Here is a 21,237-nt window from a genome sequence, read left to right as displayed (position 1 = left end):
TGCCGTCCTGTGCGCGGTGTCCCCCGCCTGAAGGGGCAGATCTGAGACGGGAGCGAGCCCGCACCCGCGTCCGCGTTACGCTGAATGGTCACCTGCACTGCGAACGCGCCCCGAGCCGAGGAACCCCAATGTCAGTCGAGTCGGTCTTCCCGCGCCTGGAGGCCCTCCTTCCCCATGTCCAGAAGCCGATCCAGTACGTGGGCGGTGAGCTGAACTCCACCGTCAAGGACTGGGACTCCTGCGACGTCCGCTGGGCGCTGATGTACCCCGACGCCTATGAGGTGGGGCTGCCCAACCAGGGCGTCATGATCCTCTACGAGGTGCTCAACGAGCGTGAGGGCGTACTGGCCGAGCGCACCTACAGCGTCTGGCCGGACCTGGAGAAGCTGATGCGGGAGCACGACGTCCCGCAGTTCACCGTCGACGCGCACCGTCCCGTCGGGGCGTTCGACGTGCTCGGTGTCTCCTTCTCCACCGAACTCGGCTACACCAACCTCCTCACGGCACTCGACCTCTCCGGCGTCCCGCTGGAGGCGAAGGACCGCGGCGACGACCACCCGATCGTCATGGCGGGAGGGCACGCGGCCTTCAACCCCGAGCCCGTCGCCGACTTCCTCGACTGCGCAGTCGTCGGCGACGGCGAGCAGGCCGTGCTGGAGGTCAGCGACATCATCCGCGCCTGGAAATCCGAGGGTCGGCCCGGCGGCCGGGACGAACTCCTGCTGCGTCTCGCGAAGACAGGGGAGGTCTACGTCCCGAAGTTCTACGACGTGGAGTACCTGGCGGACGGCCGCATCTCCCGCGTCGTGCCGAACCGTTCGGGCGTGCCGTGGCGGGTCTCGAAGCGCACCGTGATGGACCTCGACGAGTGGCCGTACCCGAAGCAGCCGCTGGTGCCGCTTGCGGAGACGGTGCACGAGCGGATGTCCGTGGAGATCTTCCGCGGCTGCACGCGTGGCTGCCGCTTCTGCCAGGCGGGCATGATCACCCGTCCGGTGCGGGAGCGCTCCATCACGGGGATCGGCGACATGGTGGAGAAGGGGCTGAAGAGCACCGGCTTCGAAGAGGTCGGGCTGCTCTCCCTCTCGTCCGCGGACCACAGTGAGATCGGCGACGTGGCCAAGGGCCTGGCCGACCGCTACGAGGACGACAAGATCGGCCTGTCCCTTCCCTCCACCCGCGTCGACGCCTTCAACATCGACCTCGCGAACGAACTGACCCGCAACGGCCGCCGCTCCGGGCTGACCTTCGCGCCGGAGGGCGGCAGCGAGCGCATCCGGAAGGTCATCAACAAGATGGTCTCGGAGGAGGATCTGATCCGCACGGTCGCCACCGCCTACGGCAACGGCTGGCGTCAGGTGAAGCTGTACTTCATGTGCGGGCTGCCCACCGAGACCGACGAGGACGTGCTGCAGATCGGCGACATGGCCGTCAACGTCATCGCCAAGGGCCGCGAGGTCGCCAAGTCCAACGACATCCGCTGCACCGTCTCCATCGGCGGGTTCGTGCCCAAACCGCACACGCCCTTCCAGTGGGCACCGCAGCTGTCGGCGGAGGAGACGGACCAGCGGCTCGGCAAGCTGCGCGAGAAGATCCGCGCCGACAAGAAGTACGGCCGCTCCATCGGCTTCCGCTACCACGACGGCAAGCCCGGCATCGTCGAGGGACTGCTGTCGCGGGGCGACCGGCGCGTGGGTGCCGTGATCCGCGAGGTCTACGACCGCGGCGGCCGGTTCGACGGCTGGCGTGAGTACTTCAGCTACCAGCTGTGGATGGACGCCGCCGCCCGCACGCTGCCGGACTTCGGCGTCGACGTCGACTGGTACACGACGCGTGAGCGTACGTACGAAGAGGTCCTGCCCTGGGACCACTTGGACTCCGGCCTCGACAAGGACTGGCTCTGGGAGGACTGGCAGGATGCCCTGGACGAGACCGAGGTCGAGGACTGCCGCTGGACGCCCTGCTTCGACTGCGGAGTGTGCCCTCAGCTGGACACCGAGATCCAGATCGGTCCCACCGGGAAGAAGCTGCTGCCGCTGACCGTCGTCAAGTAGCGGGCGCAGCCGAGGAGTTCGGCACTCTCGCAGCCGTCGAGGGACGCCGGCCCGGCGGTCGACGCCCGCCGGGCCGGGTCAGGTGCCAGCAGGCTGGAAGAGCTCGACCACGTTGCCGGACGGGTCCTCCAGCAGGATCTGCCGTCCTCCCGGTCCGGTGACGATGTCGTTCCGGAACGAGAGACCTGCCGTACGCAGCCGGCCCACCTCGGCGTCGATGTCGCTCACGATGAGGTGAATCCGGTTCCAGCCCCCCGGCGCGGGCCGTGTGCCGTCCGGCATCGGCCGGCCCGCCGAGCTGGCCGGGCCGCTCAGCAGGAGCCGCAGATTGCCGCGTACGACGTCGGCGAAGGCAGGGGCCGCGCTCATCCTGAGGGCGAACCCCAGGTGTGAGGTGTAGAAGTCGATCGCGGTGTCGACGTCGTCGACCATGTACCGGACGCTGACCAGGTCCGTGAGGCTGTCGGACATAGCTAGACCCTCTCCGAACGCGTCGGGGCGCGTTCGATCGCATGGAGCAGGAACTGGATACGGGTGTTCAATTCGTCCGCGGTGCGGACGAACGCCTGATGGCTGGGCTCCTCGGCCGTCGCCGCGGCCGGGTCGGGGATGCTCCAATGCGCCACGGTGGGAGGGCCGGGGAAGTCCGGACACCTTTCACGAACGCGGTCACAAAGACTGATCACGTGGTCGAACCGCTGCTCGGAGAACTCGTCGAGGTGCTTGGAGCGGCGGCCGCCGATGTCGGTGCCGCGTTCCCGCATCACGCGCACGGCCTCCGGGTGCAGGGGCTTGGGATGGCTTCCGGCGCTGGCGGCTTCGACCCGGGAGCCCGCCTGCTGCTCCAGGATCGCCTGAGCCATCTGGGACCGGGCGCTGTTGCCGGTGCACAGGAACAGCACCCGGACGTGCGGCCGTCGTGCCTTCCGCCGGCCGGAACCGCTCACCGGCTCTGCCGGCTCTGCCGGAACCAGCCGTAGGCCGGGGTGCAGTGCGGTACCGGCTTCGGCCAGCCGTTCACGGCAGACGGCCAGATCGAGGCTGTAGTAGGTGTCGCGCTTGTCGGCGGAGCTGCGCCGCATGGTCACCAGCCCGGCCTGGCGCAACTGGCCGAGATGGTAGGAGGTCAGGCTCTGCCGCACACCGGCCAGAGCGGTGAGTTCCCGGACCTGGCGGTCGCTGCGGGCCAGTTCACTGAGCAGTTGCCACCGCACCGGGTGCCCGGTGAGGGACAGGACTCCCGGTGGGCCTGCTGACGGTTCGTCCCGGGGGACAGTTGAAGTCACGTTCGCAGAATACATCAAACAAGATAGATTGATCTAACTGATTTGTTGGATTGTGACGAGCCTGTGGAGCATGGCGCGGGCCACGGAGCCGGACGAGCCGGGGAAACGGGCGCGCCGCCCCGGCCGTCGCCGAATGGGGCGCTGCGCGCGGCTTTTCCGTACAGGGTTCCGTGGGGCGAACCGGTGGGGGCACAACGGCGTCCCCACTGGTGTGAGTGATTGTCAGCCCGGACATGACGCAAGACCGGCGGCCGCCGGGGAACCGGCCGCGGCTTCGGTGCCCGCGCGGCAGGTGCCCCTCGTGAAGGACGGCCCCACGCCGGAGGCAGCCGGCCCGGCCCCTGCCCCGTTCGCGGAGGAGCCCTTCGAGGGGTGGCTCGCAAGGGCGGTCCGGATGCCGGTGCGGATCGTGACGCTGGTGCTCATCGTCCCCGTGCGGTTGCTGTGGGACGCGCTCACCGTCTGCGGGCGTGCGCTCAGGCGCGTGCTGTGGGTGCCGTTCGCGCGGGCTTCGCAGTGGGTCTGGCGGCGCCTCCTCGCTCCCGTCCTCTACGCGCTGCTGGTGTGGCCGTGGCTCGCGCTGTGGAGGTACGTGCTGGCGCCGGCGGGACGTGGACTGCTCTGGCTCGCGAGGACCGTCGGAGCGGGCACCGCCCGGGCCGGACGCGGCCTGTGGGCCGGGCTGACGTGGCTCGGGCGGCATCTCGTCGTCGAGCCACTCTCCCTCCTGTACCGCCATGTGCTGGCGCCGCTGGGCCGGGGTGCCCTGGCCCTGGCCGGAGCCGTCGGCGCCGGGCTGGCCTGGCTGGGACGCACCATGATCGGGGTGCCGCTGGGCTTCCTCCACCGCTGGGTGCTGAAGCCGGTGGGGCTGGCCGCGCTTGCCGTGATGGCCGCGGTCGGCGCCGGGTTCGCATGGCTGTGGCGGTACCTGGTGGTGGCGCCGTGCGGGTTGCTGCACCGGTACGTGCTGAGCCCGGCCTGGCGGGGGGTGCTCGCCGGGGTGCGCGGCACCGGTGCGGGGCTGGCGTGGCTGTGGCGGTACCTGGTGGTCGTGCCATGCGGCTTCGTCCTCCGCAGGCTGCTCAGGCCCACGGGACGCGCCGTCGCCGTCGTCGCGCGGGAGGTCGCGGACGCCGTGGCGCACGCGTGGCGCGTGGCCGGATACGTTTCGAGAACGGTGTTCCGGGCCGTCGGCCGTGTGCTGCGTTTCCTCTTCGTCGACCCGGCCGTGTGGGTGTGGCGGCACGTCGTGCGGCCAGTGGGCCGTGGGCTGCGCGACGCGGTGTGGCGCCCGGTCGCCCAGGCGGTGCGGGAAGCCGGGCGCGGAGTGCGCGCGGCCCTCGCCTCGGCACGCGCTTCCGTGCGGCAGACCCGTGCGGAGCTGCGGCGGGCGCTGTTCGGGGGGCCGCCCGCGGGGAAGCCGGGGAGCGAGCCGGTCCCGGAGCCCCCTGCCGGCCCCGCGCCGCACAGGAGGGCGCTGCCCGAGCGCGGGCGCGTACCCTGGGTCGCAGGATCACCGCACAACAGCGCGACGCAGCCGGACGCATTCGGCGCGAAGCGCGACGATGCGGACTTCCGCACCTTTTGAAGCACCGCGGTACCGGCGGGCACCGGCCCGCCGGCCGGCGGAAGCGTCCGAAGTCACAACAGAAGCTCGCATCTTTACGCAAGCGGAGAGTGGCCGTCCCCCACGCGTCGCCGCCCCGCACCAGCACTGAGGAGAGAACCACTGGGCAAGCGACAGCCCGAAGGCCCGCCGCCCGCACCCGCCGTACAGCGTGTGCGACTGCGATACACCAAGCGCGGCCGCCTCCGGTTCACCAGTCATCGAGATTTCCAGCGCGCTTTCGAGAGGGCGCTGCGCAGGGCCGGGGTGCCCATGGCGTACTCGGCCGGCTTCACCCCGCACCCGAAGGTCTCCTACGCCAATGCCGCACCCACCGGTACGGGCAGCGAGGCCGAGTTCCTGGAGATCGCCCTCGTCGAGCGGCGTGATCCGGAAGAGCTGAGAGCACGGCTCGACGAGTCCATGCCGCCCGGCCTCGACATCGTCGAGGCCGTCGAGGCCCGCACGTCCGACTTCACCGACCGGCTGGAGGCCTCCGAGTGGGAACTCCGTCTGGACGGGGTCGTGCCGGCCGAGGCGGAACGGGCCGTCGAGGCGTTCCTCTCGGCGGAGGCGGTCGAGGTCGAGCGGCAGACCAAGAAGGGGCTGCGCACGTTCGACGCACGGGCCGCCGTGACGTCGCTGACCTCAGCGGAAGAGGCGTCCGGCGCGGGGCCCGATGGTCGGGGGGAGGGTGCCTGTGCGATACTGCGCCTGGTGGTACGGCATTTGACACCTGCCGTGCGACCCGACGACGTCCTGTCCGGCCTCCGAGCTACGGCCGACCTGGCGCCGCCGGTCCCCGCAGCGGTGACCAGGCTGGCGCAGGGGCCGCTCGATGAGGAGACCGGCACGGTGACCGACCCGTTGGCGCCCGACCGCGACGCACCCCTCGTCGCGACGGCGCCGGGCGGCAGCGCGTAGGCCCAGAGCCTGGAGGATCAGCGTTGAAAGCGCCACCGCCGATGCAGGCACCAGGGAGCCACCCGGGTCCGTGTCATGGCAGGCAGGCGCACTGACCAGAAGACTTTCGCCGTAGCCGGGCCGTCTGTACGGAAGACAGACCGGAACCGGCGAGTGAGACACAAGCTCCCGTGTGGCGCCCGCGCCCTGGAGCACGGCCCGCCCAGAGCGTGGCCGTGGCCGAAACGATGAGGCGCGGCGCCCGGGAGCGTGACGGGAGAAACGCCCGCATGCTCGAACCGAACAACGAGAATGAAAGCGCAGCCGCGGAGAGCGGCGAGAACCGTGCGAACGCGGAGAGCGCGCAGCGCGCAGGGAACCCGGAGGGTGCCGGCGCCTGGAGCGCGGGATCTGCCGTGCAGCCGGCGCCGCAGCAGCCGCACCAGTCCGCGCACACCCCTGCTGAGGTGACGGCACCGGAGCAGGGGAAGGAGAAGGCCGGGGAAGACCCCGCCTCTCCGAGTGACACCCTTCCGCCGCGTCGCCGCCGTGCCGCCAGCCGGCCCGCCGGTCCGCCGGCGCAGCCGTCGGCGGCTCCCGAGGTGATCGCGACGAGCGATGTAACCGTCTCGTCCGGCGCGGCCGGGGCTCCGGCCGCCGCCGAGCCCGCGGCGGAGCCGGCTCCCGTGTCTCCGCCTCCGCGGCGACGGGCCACCCGCAGGGCGAGCGCTCCCGAGGGTGCCCCCAGCGTGAGCGGGTCCGCGGCCGACGGACAGGTCGCGCCCGCCGGGTCGGAACACTCCGCGCCCGCCGGTACGGACGCGTCGGTACCCGAGGCCGCCGGTTCCGGTTCCGAGGCCGTCGCCGATCCGGCGCCGCCGCCGCGGGCGCGCCGCAGGGCCGCAGCGCCCGAGGGCGCGCCGACCGCGCCGGGCATCTCGGGCGGGGCCGGCGACGGTGAGGGCGTACAGGCCGGTGCGGGTGACGAGCCCGCCCAGCCCGCGCGTACCCGGCGCAGGACGACGCGCAAGGCGGCTGCCGCCGCTGAGGACGCCACGCAGCAGACCCAGCAGGACGAGCAGGCCCAGCAGGCCGAGGCCCAGGGCAGGCAGGCCGAGGGTGAAGGCCGCGAGAAGCAGGACAAGCAGGCCGACGGTGAGGAGGCCGCGGCCGGGGCGCCCGCGCGTGTGTCGCGGCGTTCCCCGGCGCGCAAGGCGAAGAGCTCGGCCAAGGAAACGGCCCGGGAACCGGCCAAGGAAACGGCCAAGGAGTCCGCGGAGAGCGGCACCGAAGTCCCGGCGGAGGCTGAGGCGCCGAAGGCGGCAGCGGCTGTGGCGGACGAGCCCGCCGGTTCGGGCGCGCGCACGCGCCGCCGCGGCTCCGCCCGCAAGGCCGCGGAGACGACGGAGTCCACGGCCCGCGGCACTGCCGAGAGCGCCGGTACGGAGACGGACGGCGGAGAGTCGGCCGCGCAGCGCAAGCAGGCACCGGCGCCGATGGCGCTCTTCCAGCCGCCCGTGTTCACGGAGCCGGAGTTCCAGACCCCGCAGAGCGCGGCCGCGGCTGCCGCCGCCGCGTCCGCGGAAGCGGCGGACGAGCCGGACGAGGACGAGGAGGAGGCCCCCGCAGCCTCCGAGCGTCCCCGCCGCCGGCGCCGCCTCCAGGACTCTTCCGGCGACGGACAGGGTGCGGACGAGAGTGCCGATGGCGCCGAGATCGACGAGAACGACGATGAGGCCGAGGACTCCGGCGCGGACGCGGAGTCCGACGAGGGCCAGGAGGAGCGTCCCGCACGCCGTCGTCGCCGTGGCGGGCGTCGTCGTCGCCGCGGTGAGAGCTCCGAGTCGTCGGACGAGAGTGCCGCCGAGTCCGGTGCAGGCGGCCGTGAGGGCCAGGAGCGGCGGCAGCAGCGCGACGACGCCGCCGAGAGCGAGGGCGAGGACACCTCGGAATCCGCCGAGGCCGACGAGGAGTCCGACGAGACGCAGGACGGCGAAGGTCCCGGAGGTGCCTCCGGTTCCTCCAGCAGCTCCCGCCGTCGCCGCCGTCGTCGCCGTCGCGGAGGCGACTCCGGTGATTCCGGAGCGCCCCGCGAGGATGAGGGCGACGACCCGGAGCGGACCGTCGTCAAGATCCGCGAGCCCCGCCGCAAGAAGGACGAGCCCGTCGACGAGGTGACGGCGATCAAGGGATCGACGCGTCTCGAGGCGAAGAAGCAGCGCCGCCGCGAGGGACGCGAGCAGGGCCGCCGCAGGGTTCCGATCATCACCGAGTCGGAGTTCCTGGCGCGCCGTGAGGCCGTGAAGCGGGAGATGATCGTCCGGCAGAGCGGCGAGCGTACGCAGATCGGTGTGCTCGAGGACGACGTGCTGGTGGAGCACTTCGTCAACAAGGAGCAGGCCACCTCGTACGTCGGCAACGTCTACCTCGGCAAGGTGCAGAACGTCCTGCCGTCGATGGAGGCCGCCTTCGTCGACATCGGCAAGGGCCGCAACGCCGTGCTGTACGCGGGCGAGGTCAACTTCGAGGCGCTGGGCATGGCCAACGGCCCGCGCCGCATCGAGACCGCGCTGAAGTCCGGCCAGTCGGTGCTGGTGCAGGTCACCAAGGACCCGATGGGGCACAAGGGTGCCCGTCTCACCAGCCAGGTCTCGCTGCCCGGCCGCTACCTCGTCTACGTCCCCGAGGGGTCGATGACCGGTATCAGCCGCAAGCTGCCCGACACCGAGCGTTCGCGTCTGAAGCAGATCCTGAAGAAGGTCGTCCCCGAGGACGCGGGCGTCATCGTCCGTACCGCCGCCGAGGGAGCAAGCGAGGACGAGCTGCGCCGCGACGTCGAGCGGCTGCAGGCGCAGTGGGAGGACATCCAGCGCAAGGCGCAGAAGGGCAACGCCCCGACGCTGCTGTACGGCGAGCCGGACATGACGGTGCGCGTCGTGCGCGACATCTTCAACGAGGACTTCTCGAAGGTCATCGTCAGCGGCGACGAGGCGTGGGAGACCATCCACGGCTACGTCTCCCATGTGGCGCCGGACCTCGCCGAGCGGCTGGAGAAGTGGACGTCGGACGTGGACGTCTTCGCCACGTACCGCATCGACGAGCAGCTGATGAAGGCGCTGGACCGCAAGGTGTGGCTGCCGAGCGGAGGTTCGCTGGTGATCGACCGGACGGAGGCGATGATCGTCGTCGACGTCAACACCGGCAAGTTCACCGGTCAGGGCGGCAATCTGGAGGAGACGGTCACCAGGAACAACCTGGAGGCGGCGGAGGAGATCGTCCGCCAGCTGCGGCTGCGCGACCTCGGCGGCATCATCGTGATCGACTTCATCGACATGGTGCTGGAGTCCAACCGGGACCTGGTGCTGCGGCGTCTGCTGGAGTGCCTGGGCCGGGACCGTACGAAGCACCAGGTCGCCGAGGTGACATCGCTGGGCCTCGTGCAGATGACGCGGAAGCGCGTCGGGCAGGGACTCCTGGAGTCCTTCTCGGAGCCCTGCGTGCACTGCAACGGGCGCGGTGTGCACGTACACATGGAGCAGCCCGCGGCCGTCGGCGGCGGCAAGAAGAGCAAGAAGCGGGGCGGCAGGAGCGGCGGCGAGAAGCAGGCGCAGCTCCAGACCAAGGCCCCGTCCGAGGCGGAGCCCGCCTCCCTGCCCGAGCCGGAGGCCGCCGCGGAGGCGGAGGACTCCAGGGGCGCGAAGGGCCGGAAGGCCGGGAAGGCGGCAGCCGAGGGCGGGAAGGCGTCCCGGCAGGAGGAGTTCGCGCCGGACGATGAGCTGTACGGCTCGGTCGCAGAGGCGGAGGCCGCTGCGGCGTCCGGACGCCGCACCCGCCGCCGGGGCAGCCGCAAGGCGACGGCACCGCAGGGTGCCCCGCAGCCCGCACCGGCGCAGGGCGGGGAGGAGCCGGCGGAGAGGGAGCCGGTTCCGGTGGCCGCTGCCTCCGCGTCGGCACCCGAAACCCGGACCCCGAGCCGGACGCAGCCCCAGGAGCAGACCCAGCCCGAGTCCGAGCCTGCCGGGCGGGGGAGCACGGAGCGCGAGAAATCCGCGCAGCCGAGAACGGAAAGCCCCGCCGGCACCGACGAGAGCACCTCGAAGGGGGCCACCGGCCCGGGAAACGGACGAGGCCGCTCGCGGGAAGGCTCCGAAGCTGGTGGCAGGGCCGCCGCCGGTGACGTGAGCGACGCGGGCGGCGTTCAGCAGGACGCCGGTCACCCGGAGCCGGCCGCCCGGCCGGAAGCCGAACGCCCCGCGCGGGGCCGGCGCCGGGTCGCACGTAAGGTCTCGGCTCCTGCCGGGTCGCCGCCCGCTTCCGAGGAGGCGGTGGTCACCGTGGTGGCGCCGAAGGCGGACGAGCAGCCTGCGCAGCAGCAGCAGCCGGTCGAGGCGGTGCCGGAGGCGCCCGCGCCGGAGGCGGCTCCGCCGGCGCGTGCGCGGCGCCGCGTCAGCCGCAGCGTGTCCGCCCCGGTGGGATCGCCTTCGGCTTCCGAGGAGGCAGGTGCGATCGTGCTGCCCTCGTCGGAACTCCCGGCCGCGCAGCAGCAGCCGCCGGTCGAGGCGGTGCCGGAGGCACCTGCTCCGGAGGCCGCTCCTCCGGTGCGCGGTCGGCGGAGGGTGACCCGTAGTGTCTCCGCGCCGGCAGGGCCGCCGCCCTCGACGTCGCACGAGGCAGCGGCGGAATCTCCGTCCGGGCCGTCCGGGCCGTCCGGGCCGTCCGGGCCCTCGGGCGCCGGGGGCGACGACGCGGACGGCACGGCGGACGATCCGTCCGGAACGCCCGTCGCGAAGAAGTCCGCGGCGAAGAAGACGGCCAGGAAGGCGACGGCGAAGAAGGCCGCCGCCACCGCCCGGAAGACGGGCACATCCCGGAAGACGGCCGCGGCCGAGCAGGACGCACCGTCATCCGTCTCAGCCCCTGCGGAGGAGGAGCGTCCCGCGGACTGACCGGCGGGAAGCGGCGGGCCTCGGCGAAACGCCGAAGCGAAGCGAAGCGGAGAGGGCCGCTCATGGTGCACACGCGCTGTGAGCGGCCCTCGGCCGTCGCGAGCCCGCGAAGACCGGCCGGACTCCAGCCCTCGCGGGCCGTCCACAGCAACGGCCTTCACCCGTACGGGAACTCGGCCCGCCGTGCGGCCCCCACGCGGACCGTCGAGGGCCGCGGGCACCGGTTTGACCAGCGTGTGCGGCGCCCCGTAACCTTGACCGCTGGCGTGTCGATCAGGATGCGCCACGCTCCTGAGCAACTCCCTCCCGCGGCACCAGTGCGGGAGAGGCCGCTCAATCCACTCGGATCAGATCGTGGGGCTCGGCTGCGGTGTCTTCACCGTCTGCCGGATCCGCGCCGGGCGGCTGGCGTCGGGGGTTCCGTGACTAGCGAGAGAGAGTTCCGCGTGTACGCAATCGTGCGCACCGGCGGCCGCCAGCAGAAGGTGGCTGTGGGCGACGTCATCGAGGTCGACCGTATTTCCGAGAGCAAGGCCGGCGAGCGCGTCGAGCTCTCCACCCTGCTTGTCGTGGACGGTGACTCGGTCACCAGCGACCCGTGGGTGCTGGACGGGGTCAAGGTCTCGGCCGAGGTGGTGGACCACCACAAGGGCGACAAGATCCGCATCCAGAAGTACAAGAACAAGACCGGTTACAAGAAGCGGATCGGCCACCGTCAGCTGCACACCGCGCTGAAGATCACCGACATCCCCACGCCGGCCAAGAAGAAGTAAGGACTGAGCTAGAGATGGCACACAAGAAGGGCGCATCGTCCACCCGGAACGGCCGCGACTCCAACCCCCAGTACCTGGGTGTGAAGCGCTTCGGCGGTCAGCTCGTCAACGCCGGTGAGATCCTCGTCCGCCAGCGCGGCACGCACTTCCACCCCGGTGCGGGTGTCGGCCGCGGCGGCGACGACACGCTGTTCGCGCTGGACGCCGGTGCGGTGCAGTTCGGCACGAGGCGCGGCCGCAAGGTCGTGAACATCGTTCCTGCCGCTGAGTAATCAGCCGCGCCAGCAGCGCATCGCAGCACGCATCACCACCGAGGGCGGACGGCCGCTCCCGTGCGTACGCATCGCTCGTACGTACGGGAAGCGGGTCCGCCCTCGGTGCGTTGGGACTCTCGTGGGCCCGCCCCCGGGCCGGCCGCCGTAGGCGCCACGTTCCTCGTCGCTCCCCGAGCCACGTCAGCCCCGTACCGCACACCACGCAACGATCCTCAGCCTGGAGGCACTTCACATGACCACCTTCGTGGACCGCGTCGAGCTTCACGTCGCCGCGGGTAACGGAGGCCACGGCTGTGCCTCCGTCCACCGGGAGAAGTTCAAGCCGCTCGGCGGTCCGGACGGGGGCAACGGCGGCCGTGGTGGTGACGTCGTCCTCGTCGTCGACACCGACGTGACGACCCTCCTCGACTACCACCACAGCCCGCACCGCAAGGCCACCAACGGCAGGCCGGGGGAGGGCGGCAACCGCTCCGGAGCCGACGGCAAGGACCTGGTTCTGCCCGTCCCGGACGGCACCGTCGTCCTCGACGGGAAGGGCGAGGTGCTCGCCGACATGGTCGGCGACGGCACCGTTTTCGTCGCGGGCCAGGGGGGCCGGGGCGGCCTCGGCAACGCAGCGCTCGCCTCGCCCCGCCGCAAGGCGCCCGGTTTCGCGCTGCTCGGTGAGCCGGGCGAGGCCCGCGACATCGTGCTGGAGCTGAAGACCGTCGCGGACGTGGCCCTCGTCGGCTATCCCTCGGCGGGCAAGTCGTCGCTGATCTCCGTGCTTTCCGCGGCCAAGCCGAAGATCGCCGACTATCCCTTCACCACCCTCGTGCCCAACCTCGGTGTGGTCACGGCCGGTTCGTCGGTCTTCACCATCGCCGACGTCCCCGGCCTGATCCCCGGGGCCAGCGAAGGCAAGGGCCTGGGGCTGGACTTCCTGCGGCACGTGGAGCGCTGCTCGGTCCTCGTGCACGTACTGGACTGCGCAACCCTCGAATCCGACCGCGACCCGGTCAGCGACCTGGACGTCATCGAGGCGGAACTGGGGCAGTACGGCGGCCTGGAGGGACGGCCGCGCGTCGTCGTCCTCAACAAGGTCGACATTCCCGACGGCCAGGACCTCGCCGACATCATCCGTCCCGACCTCCTGGAACGCGGCTACCAGGTGTTCGAAGTCTCCGCCGTCTCCCGGCAGGGGCTGAAGGAGCTCTCGTTCGCGCTCGCCAAGGTCGTCGACGAGGCGCGTGCCGCGAAGCCGAAGGCGGAGACCACGCGGGTCGTCATCCGCCCGAAGGCCGTGGACGAAGCGGGGTTCACCGTCACGAAGGAGGCCGACGGTTTCTTCCGCGTACGGGGAGAGAAGCCCGAACGCTGGGTCCACCAGACCGACTTCAACAACGACGAGGCGGTCGGCTACCTGGCCGACCGCCTCAACCGCCTCGGTGTCGAGGAGCAGTTGATGAAGGCGGGCGCACGCGAGGGTGACGGCGTCGCCATCGGCGGCGAGGACGACGCGGTCGTCTTCGACTGGGAGCCGACGATGATGGCCGGCGCGGAGATGCTCGGCCGCCGCGGCGAGGACCACCGCATGGAGGCCCCGCGCCCCGCCGCCCAGCGCCGGCGCGACCGCGAGGCGGAGCGCGACGAGGCCCTGGGCGAGTACGAGGACTTCGACCCGTTCGAGGAGTAGACCGGCTGCCCCTTATCCGGAGGGAACCGGTCGGCCGACGACAACTGTGTCGATGTCGACGACCGGGTGGCCATCCCCGTCAGGCATGCCGATCAGTGGCCGCACCGCGCTGGAACCGCGTTCGACCGTCCCGAGTGAGCCGACCGGCCCGCCTCAGGGGACCAGCCAGGGCTCCCGCGGCAGCGGACTGCCCGTCTCCAGGAGCGACTTGAGGTTGGACAGCACGGCGGCCCAGCCGGAGGCCGCCTCGTCCCGCTCGTTGTCGTCCTTGAGGTCCTCGTGGGTCACGGTGAGCCGGACGATCTCTCCGTGCGGCTCGATGTCGAAGGTGACCCGCGAGGGCTCGTCCGCCGGCTGAGCGGCCGGGTCGGACCAGGTCGTCACGAGGCGCGTGGGGGGCTCGCTCACCACCACCGTGCCGACGACATCGGCCACGCCCGAGCCGTCCGTGCGCCGGTGCTCCCACGAGGAGCCTTCCTGCCAGTCGGAGACGTTGCGGTGGCCCCAGTAGGCGCCGGAGACGTCAGCGTCGGTGAGGGCGTTCCACACCTTCTCCGGGGTGCTCTCGATGTAGACGACGTACACGAATCGCGGCTTGTCGGTCATGGCGTTCTCCGCTCGTTGCTTGAGTGCGCTCAGCGACCGGAGGCGCGGGCGCTCGAACTTGTCGATCCACCGTTCCTGGATCGTGTGAAGGGGGACGGGGTTGAGGTAGTGGAGCTTCTCCCTGCCCCGTCGCACGGCGCTGACCAGGTTCGCGGCCTCCAGAATCGCCAGGTGCTGCGTCGCCGCCTGGCGGGTCATCTCGAGGCGCCCGCACAGTTCGCCCAGGGTCTGCCCGTTGTGTTCGTGCAGACGGTCGAGCAGGTGCCGCCTGGTCCGGTCGGCCAGGGCCCTGAAGACCTTGTCCACGTCTGTGCTCACGGCTCAATCGTGCAAGTAAATACCTGCATATTCAAGCCCGTGCGACGGCGGGACCGGCCTTCCTGGGGCCCTGTCGCTTCCGTTCCCAGGTCAGAGGGGGTGCGAGGGAGGCCGCTGCCACCCCCCGCACCGGGCACTGCGGCAACGCCGGTGGTCACAGCTGTGAAGGCGGACGACCGGCCGGGGGCCGCCGTGGGCGCACGTCCTCAGCCCGCCCCGGCCGCGCCGACCTCTCCGGTGCGTTTGAGCTTCTGCCAGCGCATGCGGCCACCGGTTGCGGCGGTGACGCACGATTGGATCAGCACGAGGTACATCAGCTGCCGGTACACGATCTGCTGGAGCGGCAGCATCAGCAGGTAGCGGTACTTCTCGCCGTCCAGCCGGAACGCGTAGGCGGCGGACATCAGCTGAACGGCCAGGACGAGCCCCCACGCCGCCAGCGACTTGAGGGGGTCGATGAACACCGCCGCGTAGATGGTGAAGAGGTCTATCAGCGGCGCCAGGAGCGGCGTGAGGATCTGGAAGAGAACGACCATCGGCATCCCGACCCTCCCGAACCGTCCCGAGGGCCCGCGGTCGAGAACTGACCGGCGGTGCTTCCACAGCGCCTGCATCGTGCCGTAGCTCCAGCGGTAACGCTGCCGCCACAACTGCCGCATGGACCCCGGCGCTTCGGTCCAGGCGATGGCGTGCTCGGCGTACACCACCCGCCAGCCGCATCGTTGCAGGGCGATGGTGATGTCCGTGTCCTCCGCGAGGGTGCCCTCGCTCATGCCGCCCGTGCGCGCGAGTGCTTCGCGGCGGAAGGCGCCGACGGCCCCCGGGATGGTGGGCATGCACCGGAGCAGGTCGTACATGCGGCGGTCGAGGTTGAAGCCCATCACGTATTCGATGTGCTGCCAGGCCCCGATGAGCGTCCTGCGGTTTCCCACCTTGGCGTTGCCGGCGACCGCTCCGACGGCCGGATCGCCGAAGGGCTGCACCAGTCTGTGGACCGTGTCCGGTTCGAAGACCGTGTCACCGTCCATCATTACGACGATGCCCCAACGGGCATGCGCGATCCCCCTGTTGAGCGCCACGGCCTTGCCCGAGTTCTCCTGCCTGACGACTTTGACATTGCGCAGGGCGAGCGCCTCGACCATCTCAGGAGTGCCGTCGGTGGAACCGTCGTCGACCACGATGATCTCGATCGGATGTGTGCTCCGGGCGAGCGAGCTGACCGTGGCGACGATGCATTCCTTCTCGTTGTACGCCGGGACGATCACGCTCACCGGCTCCACCACCTCAGGGCCCCAGAAGAAGCCGGGGCGGTTGCGCTGCCTGTGATGGCGGCGGGCGAGGACCAGCATGAGCGCGGAGCGGCCGAGCACGGCGACGCCCGCGACGGTGAGCCCGACGACCAGTCCGGGCATGGTGAACTCCGCGACCGCCGTGGCCGCGACGAGTGCCCTGCCCTGCCACAAAGGGGGTCCGGAGGCCGGCCTGTGTGCGCTCGGTCGTCGCATCGCCTCGCTCACGGTGGCGAACTCGTATCCGCGGGCCTGCATGTTCTCGATGTACTCGGGCAGCGCCTCGAGCGTCTGGGAACGATCGCCTCCCGAGTCGTGGAACAGGACGGAAGTGCCCTTGGAGCCTTCAGGGGTGGCGTTCTCGACGATCTTCGACACCCCGGGGTTCTGCCAGTCCTCGCTGTCGGTGTCGATGAAGGCGCTCGTGTAGCCGTTGGTGCCCAGCCGCCGGTAGACGGGCCAGCTGTAGTCGTCGACGGCGTCGGGAGTGGAGGAGTAAGGGGCCCGGAACAGTGACGTGTTGATCCCTGCGGCGCCTGCGAGGGCAAGCTGTGTCTGTGCCAACTCCCGGTCGACACGCTCCGCGCTCTGGTACGAGAGGTCGACATGCGTGAAGGTGTGGATGCCGACCTCGTTGCCGCCGTCGACGACGTCGCGGACGGTGTCCGGATAGCGGGCCGTCATCGAGCCGACCACGAAGAACGTGCCCGGTACGTCGTACTTCTCAAGGATGGCCAGGACCTTCGGAGTCCAGTCCGGGTCGGGTCCGTCGTCGAAGGTGAGAGCGACTGTCTTGCGCGGGACGGGCCGGCTGCGCGCCTTGCCATTGGGAAACGACAACGTGGACCCGCCGTTCAGGACCCTCTTCGGAACGCGGTCGGAGGAGGCGTCCTCGCGCACGCGGGAGTCGTCTCCGAGTTCGGCGTGCAGATACCCGTTGAAGAGCATGACGCCGACGAGCGCGAACAGGGCGAGGAAGGCCAGGACGGCGCGCGACCCGAAGAAGGCGGGACGGCGCACGGCGGACGTCCGGCGCGGCTTGGCGTGCCTGGGAGGTGCGGCGGGGGAGGTCATCTGCTGTCGTGGGCCTCACCGGACGGTGGAAGGGGCGGAGCGCGCGGGCTTGGCACCGTCGGGTCCGTCGACCGTTCTTCCCGGCGCTCCTCCTCCGCACGGCTTTCCGGGGTGCTTCCTGCAGTTCTTGCGGCACTGCTTGCGGCACGGCCTGTTCGCGTTGCGCGTGGCGGGTGATCCGTCCTTGCGCACACGTTCGGTGCCCGGCTCCTGTGTGTTGCCGACGCTGTCGAAGGGTGTGAGTTCCGAAGGAGCGAGCGAGGGACCTCCCATGAAGGACACGCCGACCATCGCCCCGTACACGAGGAAGGCGGCGCCGAGCACGATCCCTGCCCGGCGCAGAAGCTGAGCCCGGCGGCCTGTGGAGTCGACGAAGACGAGCTTGTCCGCTTCCGCGTGCTGTTCCGTACTCCGGTGCCGTTCGTGGTCGTGGGGAGGCACGTCGCCAGGCGAGAGAGTCATGGCCGGGCATCCTGGAGACCTTTCTTGTGATTTCTCTGTGACCCCGTCAGGCGCACAGGTTCGGTGCGATGGTTGCTGCTGAACCGGGCGCGCTCGCGAACTGCCGTACTGCGACGGCGACTTCGAACGACGCGCAACGACGCGCAACGACGCGCAACGACGCGGGAAGGGGCGACCGGCATGCGGCACCTGCTCGTGCGGTTCGCAGCCGTTCTCGGAGCCGTTCTCGCGGTCGTCGGCGCCGGATGCTCACCGGAGGCAGCACCGCCCGGTGACGCCGGCCGTGACGGAGCCGGCTCCGGTGTCCCCTTCGCTCCGTACGTGAGCGCCACCACGGCCGCCGCCACGGAAACCGCCGGCACCCCGTCGGCGTACCACGTCGCTTTCGCCGTCGCGTCAGGAAGCGACGAGTGCACCCCCGTGTGGGACGACGGGACCGCCATCGATGACACGGCCGCTAAGAGGCGGATCAGTGAGCTGCGGGAGACCGGGGCGGACATCCGGGTGTCGTTCGGCGGAGCAACCGGCACCGAACTCGCTGTGGCCTGCGGCAGTCCGGCCGAACTCGCCACCGCCTACGAGCAGGTACTGGACCGGACCGGCGCGAAGGCGGCGGACTTCGACATCGAAGGGGGCACGCTCGAGGACTCCGCGGCCAACACGCGCCGGGCGAAGGCGATCGAGCTCCTTCAGAGCCGGCGCGGCGGACTGGACGTGTCGTTCACGCTTCCCGTCATGCCCGACGGACTGACGTCGCAGGGCAAGGAGTTGCTCGGCAGCGCCCTCGACCAGGACGTGAAGATCACCGCCGTGAACGTCATGGCGATGAGCTACAGCCCCTCCCACACGGGCGACATGGGCAACTATGCCATGGCGGCGGCGCGGGCCGCGCACGACGAGCTGACCGGGCTGCTCGGTCTGTCCGACGCGGAAGCATGGCGAACGCTGCGGTTGACGGTGATGATCGGCGTCAACGACATCGAGACCGAGACCTTCACCCTGGACGACGCCAGGCAGTTGACCGCGTTCGCTTCGAAGCGGGCCCTCGGCGGGCTGTCCATGTGGTCCTCCGCGCGTGACCGGGAGTGCGCGGGCGGAGCGAAGGCCGAGGTGGACGAAACCTGCAGTGGCGTCGCCCAGGAAAGGGGCGACTTCGCCGCCGCCCTGTCGGGGTGAGCGCGCGGCCGTGAGGATGGGGAAGTCTCCGACCGCACCGGAAGCACCACCGGCAGGTGCGCCGAAACTGCGGTGCGGCGCGGCGGGCGGAAGGACTAGCGTTCCGGCATGCCGCCTCCTCGCGTACGCCCACATTCCGACGCCGACGAGCGGACGCAGCTCGTCGCATGGCTCGACATGCAGCGCGCCGTCCTCCACTGGAAGTGCGAGGGGCTTTCGGGCGTGGACGCGCACCGGTCCGTGCTGCCCGCCTCGCCGCACATGACGATGGCCGGGCTCGTCTCGCACATGCGCTGGGTCGAGCACTGCTGGTTCGAGGTCCTGCTGACCGGAGCGCCCGCCGAAGGACCACTGTTCGAGGACGGTCCCGAGGACGCGGAGATGATGGTCGAGGGCGTTCCCCTTGCGCGGCTGCTGGACGAGTACGAGCGGCAGTGCGAGGTGTCGAACCGGATCACCGCGTCACACGAGCTCGAAACCGTGGGCCGGCACCCCGGCTACAACGCGGACCAGACGTCCCTGAGGTGGATCCTGCACCACATGATCGAGGAAACGGCCCGCCACGCAGGGCACGCGGACATCGTCCGCGAACTGCTCGACGGGACGAAGGGGTACTACTGACCAGGGCGGCCGAGGGTAAGGCGCGATGAGACCGGAGGACGAGTTCGCCGCGCTGGTGGCCCGGGCGGCCACGGACCCGCGGGTGCTCGGCGTGGTCCTCAGCGGCTCGCAGTCCCGCGAGGGCGCGGCTACTTCCCGCTCCGACCACGACGTACTGCTCGTTGTGAGCGACGACGCGGGAGACCGGGTGGCCGGCGAAGCACGGCGGGACGCACGCCTGGATGTCGCGGTGATGCCGCTGACGGAGTTCCGCGGGCACGCGCTGCCCGGCTCGGGTACGGAGTGGAACCGGGCGGCCTTCACCCGTGCCAAGGTGCTCAAGGACACGGCAGCGGGCCTCGTCGCCGAACTCGTCCGGGAGAAGGGGAGGTTGAAGCCCGACGAGGCTGCGGAACTGGCGCCGGGCCACCTCGACGCGTTCCTGAACAGCGTCTACCGCTGCCTGAAGAACGACCGGGACGGCAACACCGTCGCCGCACGCCTCGACGCCGCCGAGAGTCTTCCCTTTCATCTCGCTTACGTCTTCGCTCTGCACTCGCGGGTGCGTCCGTACAACAAGTACTTGAGCTGGGAGCTGCAACACCACCCGCTCACCCGGCCCGAGTTCGCTCACGACCATCTCCTCGGGCTTCTCTCGGACGTGGTCTCGCCTCGGTGCGCCGCTGCGGTACGGCAGTTGTTCAACGAGCTGGAGCCGCATGCCCGTGCGGCCGGGCACGGGCATGTGCTGGATTCGTGGGGCGAGGACGTACTGCTCATGCGGGGGCGGGGCGGCGGCCCCGCATGAGCGTGGCCGGACCGGCGGGCCGCACGACACCTCGTGCCGGTGCCGGTGCCGGCTCGCACCGCTCAACGCCGCGGCGCCCGGAGGCCGTTGAGGACCGCGCGCAGCACCGCGAGGCGGTGGGCGCGCAGCCGGTCGGCGGCTCTGGAGCCGGCGGACGGCCCGAGCGCCTTGCGCGCCGCGTGAGCCGCCACCAGGGCCAGAACCAGTCGGACCAGCGCGCCGCTGACAACGACGGACGCCGGCACCCATGCCGCGTCCGCGGCGGTCATTCCAGTGGTGAGCATCTTCGGTCACACCCTTCACCGGTCGGAGGATGCATGTGTAGCCCGGCGGCGGGTGAGCCCGCTGCGGCGCAGGTGCGCCGCATCCGTGGATCCGCCCGACTACGGCGCACCTGCGCCCCTGTCGGCCTGAAAGGGACTCGGCAATCATGCGGGCATGACAGATGAGAACGAGCCGCGGCCTCCGGGCGGCAGAGCCAGATTCCGGCCCGGGAAGCGCCTGCTGCCCTTCCCCTACAACCAGGACCTGTCCGGGGTGCTGCGTCATCTCGACCGCAGCAGGCCGGAATCCCGCGTACGGCTTGCGAACGATCCCTTCACGGCGGCGTACTTGGCGGCAGGGATGCGGCTGCTGGAACGGAACCTCGGCCCCGGTGCGCAACGCGGCCCCCACGGCAAGCCGTACCTTGTCAGCTTCCTCTCCCAGCGCGGTGTTGCCGACGAAGTCGCCAACAACCCCCGTCCATTTCCGCGGAGGGGGACTCCCCGGTCACTGCGGCACGCGTGGAGGTCGCAGTCGGACTTCGTCGCCGACCTGATCAACTTCGCGGTGTGGGAGGAGAACTACCGGCCGAAATACCGGCGGCAGCGTGCCGCGAACACCAAGAAACTGGTGAAGGGCCCGGACTTCGTGCGCGCCATCCACGAGATGGCCTACGAGCACACCGCCGAGGGTGTGGAGATGCCGTCCGTCCGCCTGGCCCTCGCGCTGATGACGTCGGCCGACGGCGACATGGAGGTGAAGCGTGCCATCTCCCGCATGTACGAGGACTATCTCGGTTCGTGGAAGATGCTGTACGAGGACGTCTTACGCCAACGCGGCCTGCGTCTGCGTCCGGGGCTGACCTTGGACGACCTGGCGAACGCGCTGTCCGCCGCCACCGACGGCATGATTCTCCGAGCCGTCGGAGACCCCGGAGCAGACGTCCTGGACCACGAGAGGCGCCGTTCCCTCTTCGGCTCGGTCGCTCTCGCGATCGTCCACGCGTTCCTGGAGCCGGAGGGGGACGAGAGCGGCCTCACTCTGGAAGAGGCAGTCGCAGCGAGGTTCGACAACGGCCCGTACTGAGCGGAACGGGCTGCCGTGCCGGGCTTGCGGTCC

General features: G+C 70.9%; 17 protein-coding genes. 11 read left to right on the top strand and 6 right to left on the bottom strand.

The annotated features are described in order from the left end of the window. The first annotated feature begins 128 nt into the window (after window positions 1-128). Window positions 129-2,054: a TIGR03960 family B12-binding radical SAM protein gene (locus tag EV375_RS08055; RefSeq protein ID WP_130298835.1), complete on the top strand. Its 1,926-nt coding sequence runs from the start codon at window positions 129-131 to the stop codon at window positions 2,052-2,054. A 78-nt stretch (window positions 2,055-2,132) separates the two neighbouring features. Here the strand turns inward: EV375_RS08055 and EV375_RS08050 are convergent, their stop codons facing one another. Further along, window positions 2,133-2,525 (bottom strand): VOC family protein, encoded by a 393-nt coding sequence (locus EV375_RS08050; RefSeq protein WP_130298834.1) that lies wholly within the window; start codon window positions 2,523-2,525, stop codon window positions 2,133-2,135. A 2-nt stretch (window positions 2,526-2,527) separates the two neighbouring features. Then, complete coding sequence (locus EV375_RS08045) at window positions 2,528-3,340, bottom strand: arsenate reductase/protein-tyrosine-phosphatase family protein (RefSeq protein ID WP_486588359.1); 813 nt, start codon at window positions 3,338-3,340, stop codon at window positions 2,528-2,530. A gap of 301 nt (window positions 3,341-3,641) precedes the next feature. Between EV375_RS08045 and EV375_RS08040 the strand changes: the two genes are divergently transcribed. The 6 genes from EV375_RS08040 to obgE all read left to right on the top strand — a co-directional run bounded on the left by EV375_RS08040 (window position 3,642) and on the right by obgE (window position 13,521). Then, a complete protein-coding gene (locus tag EV375_RS08040) occupies window positions 3,642-4,931 on the top strand; it encodes a hypothetical protein (protein ID WP_207228016.1) in 1,290 nt (429 codons plus the stop codon). A 192-nt stretch (window positions 4,932-5,123) separates the two neighbouring features. After that, window positions 5,124-5,873 carry a TIGR03936 family radical SAM-associated protein gene (locus EV375_RS08035; protein WP_486588358.1) on the top strand — a complete coding sequence of 250 codons (750 nt, stop codon included), beginning with the start codon at window positions 5,124-5,126 and terminating at the stop codon, window positions 5,871-5,873. A 269-nt stretch (window positions 5,874-6,142) separates the two neighbouring features. Next, window positions 6,143-10,798, top strand: coding sequence for an Rne/Rng family ribonuclease (locus EV375_RS08030; RefSeq protein WP_130298831.1), 4,656 nt, complete (start codon window positions 6,143-6,145; stop codon window positions 10,796-10,798). 446 nt (window positions 10,799-11,244) lie between these two features. Next, window positions 11,245-11,571, top strand: coding sequence for a 50S ribosomal protein L21 (rplU, locus tag EV375_RS08025; protein WP_055484988.1), 327 nt, complete (start codon window positions 11,245-11,247; stop codon window positions 11,569-11,571). 14 nt (window positions 11,572-11,585) lie between these two features. Then, window positions 11,586-11,843: a 50S ribosomal protein L27 gene (gene rpmA / locus EV375_RS08020; RefSeq protein ID WP_055484987.1), complete on the top strand. Its 258-nt coding sequence runs from the start codon at window positions 11,586-11,588 to the stop codon at window positions 11,841-11,843. 235 nt (window positions 11,844-12,078) lie between these two features. Continuing rightward, a complete protein-coding gene (gene obgE, locus EV375_RS08015; protein ID WP_130298830.1) occupies window positions 12,079-13,521 on the top strand; it encodes a GTPase ObgE in 1,443 nt (480 codons plus the stop codon). 153 nt (window positions 13,522-13,674) lie between these two features. On the opposite strand, the gene EV375_RS08010 is transcribed toward obgE, so the two are convergent. From EV375_RS08010 to EV375_RS08000, 3 genes are all read right to left on the bottom strand, one after another. Further along, window positions 13,675-14,433, bottom strand: a complete 759-nt coding sequence (locus tag EV375_RS08010; RefSeq protein ID WP_130301692.1) for an ArsR/SmtB family transcription factor — start codon at window positions 14,431-14,433, stop codon at window positions 13,675-13,677. A gap of 218 nt (window positions 14,434-14,651) precedes the next feature. Then, entirely contained in the window at window positions 14,652-16,808 is a 2,157-nt protein-coding gene (locus EV375_RS08005; RefSeq protein ID WP_130298829.1) for a bifunctional polysaccharide deacetylase/glycosyltransferase family 2 protein, read from the bottom strand. A gap of 15 nt (window positions 16,809-16,823) precedes the next feature. Further along, window positions 16,824-17,270, bottom strand: a complete 447-nt coding sequence (locus tag EV375_RS08000) for a hypothetical protein (protein ID WP_130298828.1) — start codon at window positions 17,268-17,270, stop codon at window positions 16,824-16,826. A 180-nt stretch (window positions 17,271-17,450) separates the two neighbouring features. Here EV375_RS08000 and EV375_RS07995 point away from each other — a divergent pair, with 180 nt between their 5' ends. The 3 genes from EV375_RS07995 (at window position 17,451) to EV375_RS07985 (ending at window position 19,854) form a co-directional block, all read left to right on the top strand. Next, entirely contained in the window at window positions 17,451-18,446 is a 996-nt protein-coding gene (locus EV375_RS07995; RefSeq protein WP_130298827.1) for a chitinase, read from the top strand. A gap of 108 nt (window positions 18,447-18,554) precedes the next feature. Next, on the top strand, window positions 18,555-19,067 hold the full coding sequence (locus tag EV375_RS07990; protein WP_130298826.1) for a DinB family protein: 513 nt from the start codon (window positions 18,555-18,557) through the stop codon (window positions 19,065-19,067). A 25-nt stretch (window positions 19,068-19,092) separates the two neighbouring features. Beyond that, the gene (locus tag EV375_RS07985; protein WP_130298825.1) at window positions 19,093-19,854 is read left to right on the top strand and encodes a hypothetical protein; all 762 of its coding nucleotides are present in this window, start codon (window positions 19,093-19,095) and stop codon (window positions 19,852-19,854) included. Between the two features lie 62 nt (window positions 19,855-19,916). Here the strand turns inward: EV375_RS07985 and EV375_RS07980 are convergent, their stop codons facing one another. After that, entirely contained in the window at window positions 19,917-20,138 is a 222-nt protein-coding gene (locus EV375_RS07980) for a hypothetical protein (protein WP_130298824.1), read from the bottom strand. Between the two features lie 154 nt (window positions 20,139-20,292). On the opposite strand from EV375_RS07980, the gene EV375_RS07975 reads away from it, so the two are divergent. Further along, entirely contained in the window at window positions 20,293-21,204 is a 912-nt protein-coding gene (locus EV375_RS07975; RefSeq protein WP_130298823.1) for a hypothetical protein, read from the top strand. The last annotated feature ends 33 nt before the right edge of the window (window positions 21,205-21,237 follow it).

The sequence above is a fragment of the Streptomyces sp. CNZ301 genome, assembly GCF_004217425.1.
This window is presented reverse-complemented; position numbering and strand designations above follow the sequence as displayed.